This window comes from Pseudomonas sp. LjRoot71 (genome assembly GCF_964253255.1).
Taxonomy (GTDB): Bacteria; Pseudomonadota; Gammaproteobacteria; order Pseudomonadales; family Pseudomonadaceae; genus Aquipseudomonas.
The window spans coordinates 4211215-4227279 of sequence record NZ_CAXURA020000001.1; the positions used below are offsets into that span (position 1 = coordinate 4211215).

The following is a 16065-nucleotide window of genomic DNA, read 5'->3' on the forward strand; positions in this document are numbered from 1 at the left end:
CAAGAATTAGCCAGCTGGGGCCATAAAGGCTGCTTCCAGCAACTGCTGTGTATAGATGTCCTGTGGCGCGGCAAAGACACGTGCCGCCGATCCCTGTTCGACCACCTTGCCCTGTTTGACCACCATCACCTGATGGCTCAGGGCTCTTACGACGGCCAGGTCGTGGCTGATAAACAGGTAGGTCAGGTTGTATTTGGCTTGCAGCGAGCGCAGCAGTTCGACCACCTGGCGTTGCACAGTGCGGTCGAGGGCCGAGGTTGGCTCATCCAGCAGGATCAATGCAGGCTTGAGCACCAGGGCGCGGGCGATGGCGATGCGTTGGCGCTGGCCGCCGGAAAACTCGTGCGGGTAGCGGTGACGGGTTTCTGGATCCAGGCCCACTTCCACCAGTGCGTCGATAATCGCCTGTTCCTGTTCGGCTTCGCTGCCCATGCGGTGGATCTGCAGGCCTTCGCCAATGATCTGGCCCACTGACATACGTGGGCTGAGGCTGCCAAAAGGGTCTTGAAAAACCACCTGCATCTGTCGGCGCAGTGGGCGCACGTCATGCTGCGAGAGCTGGTCGATGGCCTGGCCCTGGAAGCGGATACCGCCCTGGCTGCCGAGCAGACGCAGAATCGCCAGGCCGAGGGTGGATTTGCCTGAGCCGCTTTCACCGACAATACCCAGGGTATGCCCCTGGGGCAGGCTGAAATTGATGCCGTCCACCGCTTTGACATGGTCGACCGTGCGGCGCAGCAAGCCTTTCTTGATCGGGAACCAGACGCGCAGGTTGTCGATTTCCAGCATGGGTTTGCCAGGCGGCTGATCGACCGGGCCGCCCGTTGGCTCGGCGCCGAGCAGTTCACGGGTATAAGGGTGTTGTGGGTCTTTAAACAGTGTTTCGCAGGCCGCTTGTTCGACGATATGCCCGCGTTGCATGACGCACACCCGGTGGGCAATGCGTCGCACCAGGTTGAGGTCGTGGCTGATCAGCAGGATGGCCATGCCCAGGCGCGCCTGCAGGTCCTTGAGCAGCTCAAGAATCTTCAACTGCACGGTGACGTCCAGCGCTGTGGTCGGTTCGTCGGCAATCAGCAGCTCTGGCTCATTGGCCAGGGCCATGGCGATCACCACGCGCTGACGCTGGCCGCCCGAGAGCTCGTGCGGATAGGCCTTGAGGCGTTTGTGTGGCTCGGGGATGCCGACCAGCTCCAGCAGCTCCAAGGTACGCGCTGTGGCAGCCTTGCCGCGCAGGCCTTTGTGCAGGGCCAGCACTTCGTTGATCTGCTTCTCGATGCTGTGCAGCGGGTTCAGCGAGGTCATGGGCTCCTGAAAGACCATGGCGATGCGGTTGCCACGAATGCCACGTAGCTTGTTCTCGCTCAGCTTGAGCAGATCCTGCCCGGCGTAGTGAATGCTGCCGCTGGGGTGTTGCGCCAGCGGGTAGGGCAGCAGGCGCAGGATGGAGTGCGCAGTGACCGATTTGCCCGAGCCGCTTTCGCCAACCAGGGCGAGGGTTTCGCCACGCTTGATATCAAAGCTGACGTTTTCCAGCACACGCTGCCTGAGGCTGCCGGTGACGAACTCGACCGCCAGGTCGCGGACTTCGATGAGGGTGTTGGAGTCGGTCATCTTATTTCCTCGGGTCGAAGGCATCGCGTGCCGCTTCGCCGATAAACACCAGCAGGCTGAGCATCAGGGCCAGTACGGCGAAGGCGCTGATACCCAACCAGGGCGCTTGCAGGTTGGATTTGCCCTGGGCCACCAGTTCGCCCAGCGACGGTGCGCCAGGTGGCAAGCCGAAGCCGAGGAAATCCAGCGCGGTGAGGGTGCCGATCGCGCCGGTGAGAATGAACGGCATAAAGGTCATGGTGGAAATCATCGCGTTGGGCAGGATATGGCGGAACATGATTGAGCCGTTCTGCATGCCCAGTGCACGGGCTGCACGCACGTATTCCAGGTTGCGCCCACGCAGAAACTCTGCACGCACCACATCCACTAGGCTCATCCAGGAGAACAGCAGCATGATGCCCAGCAGCCACCAGAAGTTCGGCTGCACGAAGCTGGCGAGGATGATCAGCAGATAGAGCACCGGCAGGCCCGACCAGATCTCCAGAAAGCGCTGCCCGGCCAGGTCGACCCAGCCGCCATAGAAGCCTTGCAGGGCGCCGGCAAACACGCCGATCACCGAACTGGCCAGGGTCAGGATCAAGGCAAACAACACGGAAATGCGGAAGCCGTAAATCACCCGTGCCAGTACATCGCGGCCCTGGTCATCGGTACCCAGCAGGTTCTCCGCCGAAGGTGGAGCCGGGGCGGGCACCTGCAGGTCGTAGTTGATGCTGGAGTAGCTGTAACGGATCGGCGGCCAGATCATCCAACCGTCCTTCTCCTTGATCAGCTCCTGGATGTAGGGGCTCTTGTAGTTGGCCTGCAGCGGGAACTCGCCGCCGAAAGTGGTTTCCGGGTAGCGCTTGAATACCGGGAAATACAGTTCGTTGTCGTAGCCCACCACCAGCGGTTTGTCGTTGGCGATCAACTCGGCACCGAGGGTGACGAAGAACAGGGCGAGAAATATCCATAGCGACCACCAGCCACGTTTGTGCGCCTTGAACAGCTGAAAGCGGCGTTGGTTGATTGGGGACAGTTTCATCTCAACCCTCCCGGCTTTCGAAGTCGATACGCGGATCGACCAGGGTGTAGGTAATGTCGCCGATCAATTTCACCACCAGGCCGAGCAACGTGAAGATAAACAGGGTGCCGAACACCACTGGGTAATCGCGGTTTATCGCGGCCTCGAAACTCATCAGGCCGAGGCCGTCGAGGGAGAAGATCACTTCGATCAGCAGGGAACCGGTAAAGAAAATGCCGATAAAGGCTGCCGGGAAGCCAGCGATGATGATCAGCATGGCGTTACGGAACACGTGGCCGTAGAGCACGCGGTTATTGCTCAGGCCTTTGGCCCTGGCAGTGATCACGTACTGCTTGTTGATCTCATCAAGAAAGCTGTTTTTGGTCAGCAGCGTCAGGGTGGCGAAGTTGCCGATCACCAGGGCGGTGACGGGCAGCGCCAGGTGCCAGAAATAGTCGAGCAGCTTGCCGGTAAAACTCAGCTCGTCGAAGTTGTTCGAGGTCAGCCCGCGCAGCGGGAACCAATCCCAGTAGCTGCCGCCGGCGAACAGTACGATCAGCAGGATGGCGAAGAGGAAGGCGGGGATGGCGTAGCCGATGATGATCGCTGAGCTGGTCCAGACGTCGAAGGCGCTGCCGTGGCGTGTGGCCTTGGCAATGCCCAGCGGGATCGACACTAGGTACATGATCAGCGTGCTCCACAGCCCCAGCGAGATCGACACTGGCATCTTCTCGATGATCAGGTCGATGACTTCGGCATCGCGAAAGAAGCTCGAACCAAAATCCAGTTGTGCATAGCTCTTGAGCATCAGCCAGAAGCGTTCCGGGGCGGATTTGTCGAAGCCGTACATGCGCTCGATTTCCGCCACCAGCTCAGGGTCCAGGCCTTGAGCGCCGCGATAGTTGGAACCGGCTACCGACACTTCGGCACCGCCGCCGGCAATCCGGCTGGTGGCACCATCGAAGCCTTCCAGTTTGGCGATCATCTGTTCGACCGGGCCACCGGGGGCGGCCTGGATGATGATGAAGTTGATCAGCAGAATGCCGAACAGCGTGGGAATGATCAGCAGCAGTCGACGAAAGATATACGCCAGCATGTTATGGCTCCACGCCTGTGCTGTTGTGTGCAGCGGCTTCGTCTGCCGCTGCTTCCGGTGATTTTGTTCGGGCCCACCAGGTGTGCAGGCCTATGTCGTATTTCGGGCTGACCTTGGGGTGCTCAAAGCGGTTCCAGTAGGCCACGCGCCAGGTCTTGATATGCCAGTTGGGCACCACGTAATGGCCCCACAGCAGCACGCGGTCGAGGGCGCGGGTGTGGGTGATCAGGCTCTGGCGTGAGTCGGCATTGATCAGGCCTTCGACCAGCTTATCCACGGCCGGGTCTTTCAAACCAATAAAGTTACGGCTGCCGGGGTTGTCGGCGCTGCTGGAGTGCCAGTATTCGCGTTGCTCGTTGCCCGGTGAGTTGGACTGGCCGAAACCCCCGACAATCAGATCGAAGTCACGTGAGCGCAGGCGGTTGACGTATTGGGATACATCGACACGGCGGATCACCAGTTCGATACCCAGGTCGGCCAGGTTGCGCTTGAACGGCAAGAGAATGCGTTCGAACTCGGTCTGGGCCAGGAGGAATTCGAAGCTTACCGGCTTGCCTGTGCTGTCGAGCATCTTGTCGCCATCAATGCGCCAGCCGGCTTCCTGAAGCAGCTGATAGGCACGGCGCTGCTGCTCGCGAATGATGCCGCTGCCGTCGGTGACGGAGGGCTGATATTCATCGGTAAATACCTGCGGCGGAATCTGCGCACGCAAGGGCTCCAGCAGCTTCAGTTCGTCTGCGGAGGGCAGACCGCTTGCGGCCAGTTCGGAATTGTCGAAGTAGCTGTGGGTGCGTGTGTAGGCCCCGTTGAACAGCTGGCGATTGGCCCACTCGAAATCGAACAGCAGGCCCAGTGCTTCACGCACCCGACGGTCGCTGAACAGCGCGCGGCGGGTGTTGAAGATAAAGCCCTGCATGCCAGTCGGGTTGTGGTTGGTGATCTCTTCCTTGATCAATTGGCCATTGGCCACGGCCGGCACGTTGTAGGCGGTGGCCCAGTTCTTTGCGCTGATTTCCAACCAGTAATCGAACTGCCCGGCCTTGAGTGCTTCGAGGGCGACGGTGTTGTCGCGGTAGTAGTCGATTTGCAGGGTGTCGAAGTTGTAAAAACCGCGATTGACCGGCAGGTCTTTGCCCCACCAGTCCTTGACCCGCTCGTAGCGTATCGAGCGACCGGCCTGCACATTCGCCACTTTATAAGGGCCGCTACCCAGTGGCACATCGAGGTTACCTTTGCTGAAGTCGCGTTCAGCCCACCAGTGTTTTGGCAGCACTGGCAATTGCCCGACGATCAGCGGCAGCTCACGGTTACCGGCCTGCTTGAAGACAAAACGCACGCGCTGCGGGGTTTCGATTTCAACTCGGTCGACATCGGCGTAGTAACCGCGGTACATCGGTGCGCCTTTACTCATCAGGGTGTCGAAGGTGAATTTGACGTCCTCGGCGGTGACCGGCTGGCCATCATGAAAGCGCGCTTCGGGGCGCAGATAGAAACGTACCCAGGCGTTATCCGGGGCTTTTTCGATTTTTTCCGCGAGCAGGCCGTATTCAGTAAAGGGCTCGTCCAGGCCATGGCGGGTCAGGGTGTCGTAGATCATCCCGATGTCATCGGCGGGTACGCCCTTGTTGATAAAGGGATTGAGGCTGTCGAAGCTGCCAAATGCTGCCTGGCGCAGGGTTCCGCCTTTGGGCGCATCCGGGTTGACGTACTCGAAGTGTTTGAAGTTCGCCGGGTATTTCGGCGGCTCGTCATACAGGGTCTGTGCGTGCTTGGGGCCGGCCAGGGCCAGGCTGGCAACACCAAGCAGAGCAAGGCTGCTGAAGCGGATAATCAGGGCGCGCACTGCATGGGTCATTCAGCGTTCTCCATGGATTTCAGCCACCAGGTGCGCAGGCCCAGGGTGTAGGGCGGCGTGGTGACGAAGGCAAATCGGTTACGGTAAGCCAGGCGGTGGTAATCGATATACCAGTTCGGGATGCTGTAGTGCTGCCACAACAGTACCCGGTCAAGGGCGCGGGTGGCAGCCACCTGCTCGTCACGGGTCTGTGCCGACAGCAGTTTCTCGATCAAGGCATCGACCACCGGGTGAGCAACCCCTGCATAGTTCCTGCCGCCTTTGACCTTGGCTTGCGAGGAGTGGAAATACAGCGACTGTTCCAAGCCGGGGCTCAGGGTCTGCGGCAGGGTGACCAGAATCATGTCGAAATCGTACTGGTCGAGGCGCTGTTTGTACTGGGCGCGGTCAACTGTGCGCAGTCTGGCTTGAATACCAATGCTGGCCAGGTTCTCGGTAAAGGGCTGGAGAATGCGCTCAAGGTTCGGGTTGACCAGCAGGATCTCGAATATCAGGGGCTTGCCCTGACTGTTCAACAGGCGTTGGCCGGAGGGTTTCCAGCCCGCATCGGCGAGTAGACCCAGGGCGCGGCGCAAGGTTTCCCGTGGGATGCCGCGGCCATCGGTTTGCGGCACGCTGAAGGGCTCACTGAACAGGCGTGCCTGCAACTGCTTGCGGTAGGGCGACAACAGCAGCCACTCGGCACCTTCCGGTTTACCGCTGGCGGCGAATTCGCTGTTGGGGTAGTAACTCTGGGCGCGGGTGTAGGAACTGTTGAACAGCGCGCGATTGGCCCATTCGAAGTCGAACATCAGGCCCAGTGCTTCGCGTACTTGGCGGTCAGCAAACACTTCCCGGCGGGTGTTCATAAACAGCGCCTGGGTCTGAGTGGGTATCTTGTGCGGAATTTCGGCACGGATCACTTCTCCACGGCTGAATGCCGGGAAGCGATAGCCGTTGGCCCAGTTTTTCGCCTGTTGTTCGATGTATATATCGAACTCGCCAGCCTTGAAGGCCTCGAAGGCCACATGGCTGTCGCGGTAGAACTCCACATCGACCCGGTCGAAATTGTATTTGCCACGGTTGACCGGCAGCTTGGCGCCCCACCAGTCCTTGACCCGCTCAAAGCGCAGGCTGCGTCCGGGGCTGACCTGGGTAATGCGGTAGGGGCCGCTGCCCAGTGGCGGTTCATAGGTGGTGGCCTTGAAGTCGCGATCCTTCCAGTAATGCTGCGGCAGCACCGGCAGTTCGCCCAGGCGCAGAATCAGCAGCGAGTTGCCGGCGCGCTTGAGCACAAAGCGGATGCTGTGGCGGTTGAGGATATCGACCCGTTTTACTTCCTGCAGGTTAGTGCGGTACTGCGGGTGACCTTCCTTGAGCAGCAGGCGGTAGGAGAAGGCCACGTCATAGGCGGTGATCGGCTTGCCATCGTGGAAGCGGGCTTCGGGACGCAGGTTGTAAACCACCCAGCTGCGGTCATCGCTGTATTCCACGGACTCAGCGATTAGGCCATAGCTGGAAGCCGGTTCGTCACCTGAGGGGTCGTAGGCACCGGTGCCGACCATCAGCGGCGCGTTCAGCTCGTTGACGCCGTATTGCAGAAAGTTGGCGGTGCTGATCGGGCTGCTGCCCTTGAAGGTGTAAGGGTTGAGTGTGTCGAACGTGCCGTTGGCCATCATCCGCAGCGTGCCGCCTTTGGGCGCTTCCGGGTTGACCCAGGCGAAATGGGTAAAGCTGGCGGGGTACTTCAGCTCGCCAAACTGGGCGTAACCGTGACTTTTATACAGGGTCGCCCAGGCAGATGAGCTGATGGCCAGGCAGAGGAACAGCGAGAGGAGGGGACGTATCAAGTGAAATATCCGATCCGTGGCGTCGTGTGGGCTGCTGGTCAGGCACATTAACAGCTTGTATCGGCTGGAAAAAGGGTCGCTTCGACGGCTGCCGATGGCGGCACTTTGACTACACTCAAGCTATCCACTGCGAGGGCATCATTTTGGTTACAGCTTGCCATGGTTTGCAGTCATGGATTGATCGCTTCAACCAAGCCGAATTACCCGCCCTGGCTGCGGTGGTGCAGGATTTGCACCGTCTGACCCTGGGGCACACGTCCTCGGTCCAGCAACTGGCCGATGTGCTGCTACGTGATGCCGCCCTGACCAGCAAGGTGCTGCGCATTGGTAACAGCGTGTATTACAACCCGTCCCAGGAACCTATCCGCACCATCTCCCGGGCCATTGTGCTGATCGGTTTCGACAATGTGCGGCAGATCGGTCTGTCGGTGAGCCTGATCGACGGCCTGTTGGCCCGCAGCTCCCGTGAGCAGCTCGCTGAGTTGCTTGCGCAGTCCTTTCATGCCGCCGTACAGGCGCGCAACATCGCCGGTTATGTGCTCTCGCGAAGCGATGAGGAGGTGTTTATCGCCGCCTTGCTGCATAACGTTGGTGAGCTGGCGTTCTGGGGCTGCGCCGGGGAAACGGCGGATGAACTGGCCAGTGCCCTGGCGCAGCCAGGTGTCAATGCCGACGATGTGGTGATGGATCTGCTCGGCACCAGTTTTCGGCAGATGAGCCTGGCCCTGGTGAAGAGCTGGAACCTCGGCGACACCGTGAGTCTGGCGCTGCAGGCGAGCAGCCAGAATGATCCGGCCGTCAAAGCCGTGACGCTTGGCGCGAAGATCAGCCAGGCGGCGCTTGAAGGCTGGGACTCAGCCACCATGGAAAGCCTGGTCGGGCAACTGGCCAGTTTTATCGGGGTGACGCCGCAGGAAGCCATGCAGCAGGTGCTGGCCAGTGCCGAGGAAACGGTAAAGATGGCGGCCACGTTCGGCGCCAGTCAGTTGTGCAAGCTGATTCCCAATACCGATCCGGAGCAGATTCGCCTGCAACAGGAGCAGCGCAAGGCGCGCTTGCTCCAGCCCAACCTGCTGATCTTGCAGCAAGCCTTGCAGGACCTTGGGCTGATGGTTTCAAAGCGTGCCGACCTGGGGCTGGTGCTCGACACCCTGTTCAAGGGTTTGCACCAGGGCGCTGGGCTTGAGCGCATCATGCTGGTGGTGTTGGCCGATGGGCAAAGCTGTTTTCGCTGCAAGCGGGTGATCGGCGAGGGCACCGCCGGGTGGGCGCATGACTTTATCCTGCCGGTTGAGCAAACCGCGCAGCCACATATATTCAGCTATGCCCTGCGCAATAAGGAGGCGCTATGGATGGGGGTGCCGGCCAGCTACAACCTCAATGAACTGGTCACCCAGCCGATTCGTCAGCGCCTGGGACAGGGCATGTTCTTTATTGCGCCACTGTTGGCGGGAACCCGGGAAATTGGCTTGCTGTATGCCGACAGTCGGGTGTCCGGGCGGGCGCTGAAGCATGAGCAGTTTGTCGCCTTTCAGCGCTTTACCCAACTGACCGGGCGTTGCCTGGAGGCAATGAGCAAGCGTGGCTGATCAGTTGACGCTGTACAGGGTGATGGTCTGGCCGGGCTTGAGGGCCTTGCCGGCTTTCGGGTTCCAGTTCTGCAGGCTTTTCATCGGCACTTTGAAGCGCTTGGCAATCAGGTACAGCGAGTCGCCCTGACGCACCTTGTAGTAGGTTGCACTTTGCCGTGGTGCGCCGCCGCTGCCGCCTGAGGCCACTTGGCCGGCCTGCATGCTCAGTACCTGGCCGACACGCAGGCTACTGCCTGACAGCTTGTTCCAACGCTGCACATCTTTGACTGCAACCTTGTGGTTCTTGGCGATCTGCCAGAGGTTGTCGCCGTTTTTTACCCGGTAGGTACGTACGGGCTGACTCTGCGCCACGCTGCGCTGAAACAGCGGTTCACGTGGTGTTACACCGGGCTGAGTGGGGATGCTCAGCACCTGGCCGATGCGCAGGTTGTTGCTGGAGAGTTTGTTGATGTCGCGCAGGGTGTTTACCGTCAACTGATGCCGGTTGGCGATGCTGTGCAGGCTGTCGCCTGAGCGCACGCGGTACTGCTGCCAGTTCACCAGCTCCTGGGGTTTCATCAGCGACAGGTTGGCGGTCAGCAGCTCAGCCTTGTCGGTCGGTACCAGCAGGTGCTGCGGGCCGTCGAGGGTAATGCCTTTTTTGAACGCCGGGTTGAGCAGGTACAGCTCGTCTTCATCCAGATCGGCCATCGCGGCGACGCGGGCCAGATCCATTCGCTGCTTGAACTCGACCTTCTCGAAGTAGGGCTCGTTGGCGATGGGACTGAGGCTGACGCCATAGGCCTGCGGGGTCATGATCACCTGAGACAGAGCCAGCAGCTTGGGCACGTAGTTCTGTGTTTCGGTCGGCAGTGAAAGGTTCCAGTAGTCGGTCGGCAGGCCGAGCTTCTGGTTGCGCTCGATGGCCCGGCTAACCCGTCCTTCGCCGGCGTTGTAGGCGGCCAGAGCAAGCAGCCAGTCACCGTTGAACATTTCCTTGAGGCGCGTCAGATAGCTGATGGCGGCATCGGTGGAGGCCATCACATCCCGGCGGCCGTCGTACCAGTTGGTCTGGCGCAGGTTGAAGTTGCGCCCGGTGGACGGAATGAACTGCCACAGCCCTACGGCATCAGCCGGCGAGTAGGCCAGCGGGTTGTAGGAGCTTTCAATCATCGGCAACAGGGCCAGCTCCATCGGCATATTGCGCTGTTCCAGGCGCTCGACGATGAAGTGGATATAAGGGCTGCTGCGTTCGCCGGCTTTTTCGACAAAGGACGGGTTGCCGACGAACCACAAGCGTTGCTGTTCGATGCGCGGATTGAGGGTGATGGTGTCCTGCAACTGATAGCCGTTGCGTACCCGTTCCCAGATATCTTTCGGTTCATCCGGCGCGGTGGCGACATGGCTGTTGAGCCACTCGGGCTCCTGTTCCAGGCCGACGGCACGGTCGGTGTCACGGCCACTGTCGGGGCGGTACTGGTTGCTGGTCTGACAACCGGCCAGGGTTACACACATGATCACCACAAGCGTCTGAGCGCTTTGTGCCAATGCCTTTAAATTCAAGGTCTTGCGTGGTGATAGAGGCATTGGCGGCGGTGTACGTCCCGGCGAAAAGGTCGGGCGATTCTAGGAACCAGCCTGCCCCTGGTCAAGTTTTAACCAGTCTTTTGTGTGGTTGTCGTGGTTTAGAAATGATCCTTCCAGGCGCGCAATGCGGCGAACACCTGCGTGGGCGAACGGCTGGCCGGGCCATCGCGTTCGGCAATCATGGCGCTGACTGCCGGTTCGCTGCTGCGCAGGAACGGGTTGGTGGCACGTTCCAGAGCAATAGAGGATGGCAGGCTGATCTGTCCAGCCTCGCGCCATTGCCCCACTTGTTCCAGGCGCTGCTTGATCTGCTGGTTATCCGGTTCAACAGCGGCGGCAAAGCGCAGGTTGCTCAGGGTGTACTCATGGGTGCAGAACACCTGAGTCTGTTCGGGGAGCGCTGCCAGGCGGCTGAGTGACTGGTGCATCTGCTCGGGGCTGCCCTCGAATAGCCGGCCACAACCACCGGCGAATAACGTGTCGCCACAGAACAGCCAGTGCTGCTCGGCCTGGATATAAGCGATATGTCCCAGGGTGTGCCCGGGGACGGCATAGACGCTGAAGCGCTGGCCGAGGACATCGATCTGGTCACCGTCGTGCAACGCCAGATCACGGCCAGGGATCTTCTCGTTGGCCGGGCCCAGCACCCGTGCGCCGGTGGCGGCTTTGAGACGCTCGATCCCGCCCACATGGTCGAAGTGGTGGTGGGTGATCAGAATGTCGCTCAACTGCCAGCCGGGGTTGGCCGCCAGCCAGGCTTCGACCGGAGCGGCATCACCCGGGTCGACAACCGCGCAGTGGCGCCGCTCAGGGTCTTGCAGCAGCCATATATAGTTGTCGGAGAATGCAGGCAGTGCGTCGATTTTTATCATCGTTCGGTCGCTAAGCAGGGCACAAAGGTGCATCTTAGGGGGCATTAACGGTGCTGGCTACGTAGGTAATGCTTATGTCCGATCACCCTTTTGCCCATGCCGACAGTGAATGGCTCGACCTGATTGGCGCGGCCCGCACCTGGTTGGCCGGGCCGCTCGGGCAGTTGCTGCTGGAGCAGGAACGGCAGTTGCTGGAAGAAGAGTTGGCGCGTTTCTTTGGCGGTTACCTGGTGCATTACGGGCCAGCCGCCGATACGCCGCCGGATGCCCGGCAGATCCAGCGCAGTGTGCGCCTGGGCGCGCCATTCAAGGGCGTGGAAATCGTCTGTGAAGAGCAGTCCTGGCCACTCACCGAACATGCTGCCGATGTGGTGGTGTTGCAGCATGGCCTGGACTTCAGCCTGTCGCCTCACGGTTTGCTGCGTGAAGCCGCGCGCAGCGTGCGTCCGGGTGGCCATCTGCTGATTGTCGGGGTCAACCCGCTCAGCACCTGGGGCATGCGTCACCTTTTTAGCCGCGACGCCTTGCATCAGGCTCGCTGCATCGCGCCCAGTCGGGTTTGCGACTGGTTGCACCTACTGGGTTTCGCGCTGGAGAAACGCCGCTTCGGGTGCTATCGTCCGCCGCTTTCTGCGCCGGCCTGGCAGGCGCGCCTGGCTGCGCTGGAGCGCATTGGGGCGAGTTGGCAGCTACCCGGTGGCGGTTTTTATGTGCTGGTGGCGCGTAAATTGGTGGTGGGTTTACGGCCATTGCGTCAGCCCAACCGGCAACCGGTGGGCAAGTTACTGCCGATGCCGGTGGCCAAGGTCAGTCGGCGTGAAACGCCGCAGAAATAGCATTGGCTGATAATTGAGCGAGAGATTGCAGATACATGAGTGAACAGGTCGAGATCTACACCGACGGTGCCTGCAAGGGCAATCCTGGCGTGGGTGGCTGGGGTGCCTTGCTGGTTTGCCGAGGCGTAGAAAAGGAGCTGTGGGGTGGCGAGCCCAACACGACCAATAACCGCATGGAACTGATGGCGGCGATCTGTGCCCTGATTGCCCTGACGCGTCCCTGTTCGGTGCGTTTGATCACCGACTCGCAATATGTAATGAAAGGCATCCAGGAATGGATGCCGAACTGGAAAAAACGCGGTTGGAAGACTGCCGCCAAGGAACCGGTGAAAAACGCCGACTTGTGGCAGGCGCTGGACGAACAGGTCAATCGCCATGATGTCACCTGGCAATGGGTGCGTGGCCATACCGGGCACCCCGGTAACGAGCGGGCTGATCAGTTGGCCAATCGCGGTGTTGACGAAGTGAGAGGGCAGAAGCATGCGTAGTGTGGTGCTGGATACTGAAACCACCGGTATGCCGGTAACCGATGGTCACCGGATCATCGAGATCGGTTGCGTTGAGCTGATGGGGCGACGCCTGACCGGGCGTCACTTTCATGTCTACCTGCAGCCGGATCGTGAGATCGACGAAGGCGCGATTGCGGTTCACGGCATCACCAACGAGTTCGTCAAGGACAAGCCACGTTTCAAGGATGTGGCCGATGAGTTCTTTGAATTCATCAAGGGTGCGCAGCTGATCATCCACAATGCGGCGTTCGACGTTGGCTTTATCAATAACGAATTCGCCCTGATCAAGCAGGACGAACGCGCCGACATCAGCGAGCACTGCTCGATTCTCGACACCCTGATGATGGCCCGCGAGCGCCACCCGGGGCAGCGCAACAACCTTGATGCACTGTGCAAACGCTATGGCGTTGATAACTCCGGTCGTGACCTGCACGGCGCCTTGCTCGACGCCGAGATTCTCGCCGACGTCTACCTGACCATGACCGGCGGGCAGACCAACCTGTCTCTGGCCGGTGACGGGTCGGAAGGCGACAGCAATGGTCGTCAGCAGCCCAGCGCGATTCGCCGTTTACCCGCTGATCGGGCCCTGACACGGGTGATCCGGGCCAATGGCGAAGAACTCGACGCTCACTTGGCGCGTCTGGCCATCATCGAGAAATCGGCAGGTGCACCACCGCTTTGGGTGCAGCTGGAGCAGCCCAAGGCCGAGGCCTGATCGGCGTATGGCGGTTGCCGTTGGCCAATCGGTGAACGGCAAGCGCGACGGCTGAGTTATCCACTCGCGACCTTTTCGTACAGCGTCACGCAGAGGGGGTTCCGCCCAGCGGGGCCAGCCTCTACCCTGAAGTGATAGGCAGGCTATGACCTGCCATTCTTCAGGGACGCCACAATGTATAAAGACCTCAAGTTCCCCGTCCTGATCGTGCACCGCGACATCAAGGCTGATACCGTGGCCGGTGACCGGGTGCGTGCTATCGCCCAAGAGCTGGAGCAGGACGGCTTCAGTATTCTTTCCACCGCCAGCTCCGCCGAGGGGCGCATCGTGGCCTCCACCCACCACGGCCTGGCCTGCATTCTGGTGGCCGCCGAAGGCGCGGGGGAGAACAAGACCCTGTTGCAGGACATGGTCGAGCTGATTCGCATCGCCCGCCGTCGTGCACCGCAGTTGCCGATTTTCGCCTTGGGCGAGCAGGTGACCATCGAGAACGCGCCGGCCGAGGCCATGGTCGATCTCAACCAGCTGCGCGGCATCCTTTATCTGTTCGAAGACACTGTGCCGTTCCTCGCCCGTCAGGTAGCCCGCGCTGCGCGCAATTATCTGGATTGCCTGTTACCGCCATTCTTCAAGGCGCTGGTACAGCACACTGCGCAGTCCAACTATTCCTGGCACACGCCCGGCCATGGTGGCGGCGTGGCCTATCGTAAAAGCCCGGTGGGTCAGGCGTTTCACCAGTTTTTCGGTGAGAACACCCTGCGTTCTGATCTCTCAGTATCAGTGCCGGAGCTGGGTTCGCTGCTCGATCACACCGGCCCGCTGGCCGAGGCCGAAGCACGCGCGGCGCGCAATTTCGGCGCGGATCACACCTATTTCGTGATCAACGGCACCTCGACGGCGAACAAGATCGTCTGGCACAGCATGGTTGGCCGCGATGATCTGGTGCTGGTGGACCGTAACTGCCACAAGTCGATCCTGCATTCGATCATCATGACTGGCGCGATTCCGCTGTACCTGTGCCCGGAGCGTAATGAACTGGGCATCATCGGGCCGATTCCGCTGAGTGAGTTCAGCCGTGAATCGATTCAGGCCAAGATCGATGCCAGCCCGCTGGCCAGGGGTCGTGTGCCGAGCAGCAGCGGGGCAATGGTCAAGCTGGTGGTGGTGACCAACTCGACCTACGACGGCCTGTGCTACAACGCCGAGCTGATCAAGCAGACCCTGGGCAACAGCGTCGAGGTGCTGCACTTCGACGAGGCCTGGTACGCCTATGCGGCCTTTCATGAGTTTTATCGCGGACGTTACGGGATGGGCACGGCGTGTAGCGCAGACACGCCGCTGGTGTTTACCACCCACTCGACCCACAAGCTGCTGGCAGCGTTCAGCCAGGCCTCGATGATTCATGTGCAGGATGGCGGCAAGCGTCAGCTGGATCGGGATCGCTTCAACGAAGCCTTTATGATGCACATCTCCACCTCGCCGCAGTACGGCATCATCGCCTCACTGGATGTGGCTTCGGCAATGATGGAGGGGCCGGCCGGGCGCTCACTGATTCAGGAAACCTTCGACGAGGCCCTAAGCTTTCGCCGTGCTCTGGCCAATCTGCGGCAGAACCTCAGTGCCGATGACTGGTGGTTCAGCATCTGGCAGCCGCCGCAGGCCGAAGGCACCGATGATGTAGCGACGCCTGACTGGCTGTTGCAACCGCAAGCCGATTGGCACGGCTTTGGCGATGTTGCCGAAGACTACGTGCTGCTCGATCCGATCAAGGTCACCCTGGTGACGCCGGGATTAACCGCCGACGGCAAGCTGGATGAGCGTGGCATTCCGGCGGCCGTGGTCAGCAAATTTCTCTGGGAGCGCGGCCTGGTGGTGGAGAAGACCGGCCTGTATTCCTTCCTGGTGCTGTTCTCCATGGGCATCACCAAGGGCAAGTGGAGCACGCTGCTGACCGAGTTGCTGGAGTTCAAGCGCAGCTATGACGCCAACTTGCCGTTAAGCGATGTATTGCCGTCTATCGCCCAGGCTGGCAAGGCGTTTTATCAGGACATGGGGCTGCGTGACCTGTGTGATGCGCTGCATGCCTGCTACCGCGAAAACGCCACGGCCAAGGCGCTCAAGCGTATGTACACGGTGCTGCCGGAGGTGGCGATCAAGCCCGCCGATGCTTACAACCAGCTGGTGCGTGGCGAAGTTGAGGCGGTACCGATCGAGCAGTTGGAAGGGCGCATCGCGGCCGTGATGCTGGTGCCATACCCGCCAGGTATTCCATTGATCATGCCGGGCGAGCGGTTTACCGCGCAGACCCGCTCGATCATCGATTACCTGGCGTTTGCCCGCACCTTCGACCGTAGCTTCCCGGGTTTCGATGCTGATGTGCACGGTCTGCAGCGCGAGGATGGGCTGTATACCGTCGACTGCATCAAAGTCTGATCCTGGTCGGTTCGCCGTGTTGTGCGGCGGGCCGGCCTTGCTGTGCTGCTTACCTCAATAGATCAAGCGCTTATCGCAGATAGATAAAAATTGAGCTTAACTTTAATGGCGTGCCCTGCGTCACAGTGGCCAGCATCGACATTTGTCG

12 protein-coding genes are annotated in these 16065 nt (G+C 60.5%); 5 read left to right on the forward strand and 7 right to left on the reverse strand.

Translation table 11 applies throughout. From position 1 onward, the window contains the following. Nucleotides 1–6 precede the first annotated feature (6 nt). Genes ACSQ17_RS19885 through ACSQ17_RS19905 form a run of 5 tightly spaced genes read right to left on the reverse strand, consistent with a single transcriptional unit; the run spans nt 7 to nt 7391 of the window. Nucleotides 7–1614, reverse strand: coding sequence for an ABC transporter ATP-binding protein (locus tag ACSQ17_RS19885; protein ID WP_436070236.1), 1608 nt, complete (start codon nt 1612–1614; stop codon nt 7–9). Between the two features lies 1 nt (nt 1615). Further along, nucleotides 1616–2635: an ABC transporter permease gene (locus ACSQ17_RS19890; protein ID WP_436070237.1), complete on the reverse strand. Its 1020-nt coding sequence runs from the start codon at nt 2633–2635 to the stop codon at nt 1616–1618. Nucleotide 2636: 1 nt separating this feature from the next. After that, the gene (locus ACSQ17_RS19895) at nt 2637–3710 is read right to left on the reverse strand and encodes a microcin C ABC transporter permease YejB (protein ID WP_233685086.1); all 1074 of its coding nucleotides are present in this window, start codon (nt 3708–3710) and stop codon (nt 2637–2639) included. Between the two features lies 1 nt (nt 3711). After that, the gene (locus ACSQ17_RS19900; RefSeq protein WP_436070238.1) at nt 3712–5565 is read right to left on the reverse strand and encodes an extracellular solute-binding protein; all 1854 of its coding nucleotides are present in this window, start codon (nt 5563–5565) and stop codon (nt 3712–3714) included. Beyond that, on the reverse strand, nt 5562–7391 hold the full coding sequence (locus ACSQ17_RS19905; protein ID WP_436070523.1) for an extracellular solute-binding protein: 1830 nt from the start codon (nt 7389–7391) through the stop codon (nt 5562–5564). The genes ACSQ17_RS19900 and ACSQ17_RS19905 overlap by 4 nt, the downstream gene beginning before the upstream one ends. Before the next feature lie 167 nt (nt 7392–7558). On the opposite strand from ACSQ17_RS19905, the gene ACSQ17_RS19910 reads away from it, so the two are divergent. Then, a complete protein-coding gene (locus tag ACSQ17_RS19910; RefSeq protein ID WP_436070239.1) occupies nt 7559–8983 on the forward strand; it encodes an HDOD domain-containing protein in 1425 nt (474 codons plus the stop codon). Here ACSQ17_RS19910 and ACSQ17_RS19915 read toward each other — a convergent pair whose 3' ends face one another. Together ACSQ17_RS19915 and gloB are read right to left on the reverse strand one after the other, a co-directional pair. Beyond that, complete coding sequence (locus ACSQ17_RS19915) at nt 8984–10552, reverse strand: LysM peptidoglycan-binding domain-containing protein (RefSeq protein ID WP_436070240.1); 1569 nt, start codon at nt 10550–10552, stop codon at nt 8984–8986. It lies immediately after the preceding gene. Nucleotides 10553–10650: 98 nt separating this feature from the next. Beyond that, complete coding sequence (gloB, locus tag ACSQ17_RS19920; protein WP_436070241.1) at nt 10651–11424, reverse strand: hydroxyacylglutathione hydrolase; 774 nt, start codon at nt 11422–11424, stop codon at nt 10651–10653. A 74-nt stretch (nt 11425–11498) separates the two neighbouring features. Here gloB and ACSQ17_RS19925 point away from each other — a divergent pair, with 74 nt between their 5' ends. The 4 genes from ACSQ17_RS19925 to ACSQ17_RS19940 all read left to right on the forward strand — a co-directional run bounded on the left by ACSQ17_RS19925 (nt 11499) and on the right by ACSQ17_RS19940 (nt 15917). Beyond that, nucleotides 11499–12260, forward strand: a complete 762-nt coding sequence (locus ACSQ17_RS19925; RefSeq protein WP_436070242.1) for a class I SAM-dependent methyltransferase — start codon at nt 11499–11501, stop codon at nt 12258–12260. Nucleotides 12261–12295: 35 nt separating this feature from the next. Then, the gene (gene rnhA / locus ACSQ17_RS19930; protein ID WP_436070243.1) at nt 12296–12748 is read left to right on the forward strand and encodes a ribonuclease HI; all 453 of its coding nucleotides are present in this window, start codon (nt 12296–12298) and stop codon (nt 12746–12748) included. Next, nucleotides 12741–13484, forward strand: coding sequence for a DNA polymerase III subunit epsilon (gene dnaQ, locus ACSQ17_RS19935; RefSeq protein ID WP_436070244.1), 744 nt, complete (start codon nt 12741–12743; stop codon nt 13482–13484). The genes rnhA and dnaQ overlap by 8 nt, the downstream gene beginning before the upstream one ends. 174 nt (nt 13485–13658) lie before the next feature. After that, a complete protein-coding gene (locus tag ACSQ17_RS19940; RefSeq protein WP_436070245.1) occupies nt 13659–15917 on the forward strand; it encodes an Orn/Lys/Arg decarboxylase N-terminal domain-containing protein in 2259 nt (752 codons plus the stop codon). Nucleotides 15918–16065 lie beyond the last annotated feature (148 nt).

What these genes read in the sequence shown, in the direction of transcription:
- ACSQ17_RS19885 (WP_436070236.1), bottom strand. Translation starts at nt 1,614, where the DNA reads ATGACCGACTCCAACACCCTCATCGAAGTCCGCGACCTGGCGGTCGAG.
- ACSQ17_RS19890 (WP_436070237.1), bottom strand. Translation starts at nt 2,635, where the DNA reads ATGAAACTGTCCCCAATCAACCAACGCCGCTTTCAGCTGTTCAAGGCG.
- ACSQ17_RS19895 (WP_233685086.1), bottom strand. Translation starts at nt 3,710, where the DNA reads ATGCTGGCGTATATCTTTCGTCGACTGCTGCTGATCATTCCCACGCTG.
- ACSQ17_RS19900 (WP_436070238.1), bottom strand. Translation starts at nt 5,565, where the DNA reads ATGACCCATGCAGTGCGCGCCCTGATTATCCGCTTCAGCAGCCTTGCT.
- ACSQ17_RS19915 (WP_436070240.1), bottom strand. Translation starts at nt 10,552, where the DNA reads ATGCCTCTATCACCACGCAAGACCTTGAATTTAAAGGCATTGGCACAA.
- gloB (WP_436070241.1), bottom strand. Translation starts at nt 11,424, where the DNA reads ATGATAAAAATCGACGCACTGCCTGCATTCTCCGACAACTATATATGG.
- ACSQ17_RS19925 (WP_436070242.1), top strand. Translation starts at nt 11,499, where the DNA reads ATGTCCGATCACCCTTTTGCCCATGCCGACAGTGAATGGCTCGACCTG.
- rnhA (WP_436070243.1), top strand. Translation starts at nt 12,296, where the DNA reads ATGAGTGAACAGGTCGAGATCTACACCGACGGTGCCTGCAAGGGCAAT.
- dnaQ (WP_436070244.1), top strand. Translation starts at nt 12,741, where the DNA reads ATGCGTAGTGTGGTGCTGGATACTGAAACCACCGGTATGCCGGTAACC.
- ACSQ17_RS19940 (WP_436070245.1), top strand. Translation starts at nt 13,659, where the DNA reads ATGTATAAAGACCTCAAGTTCCCCGTCCTGATCGTGCACCGCGACATC.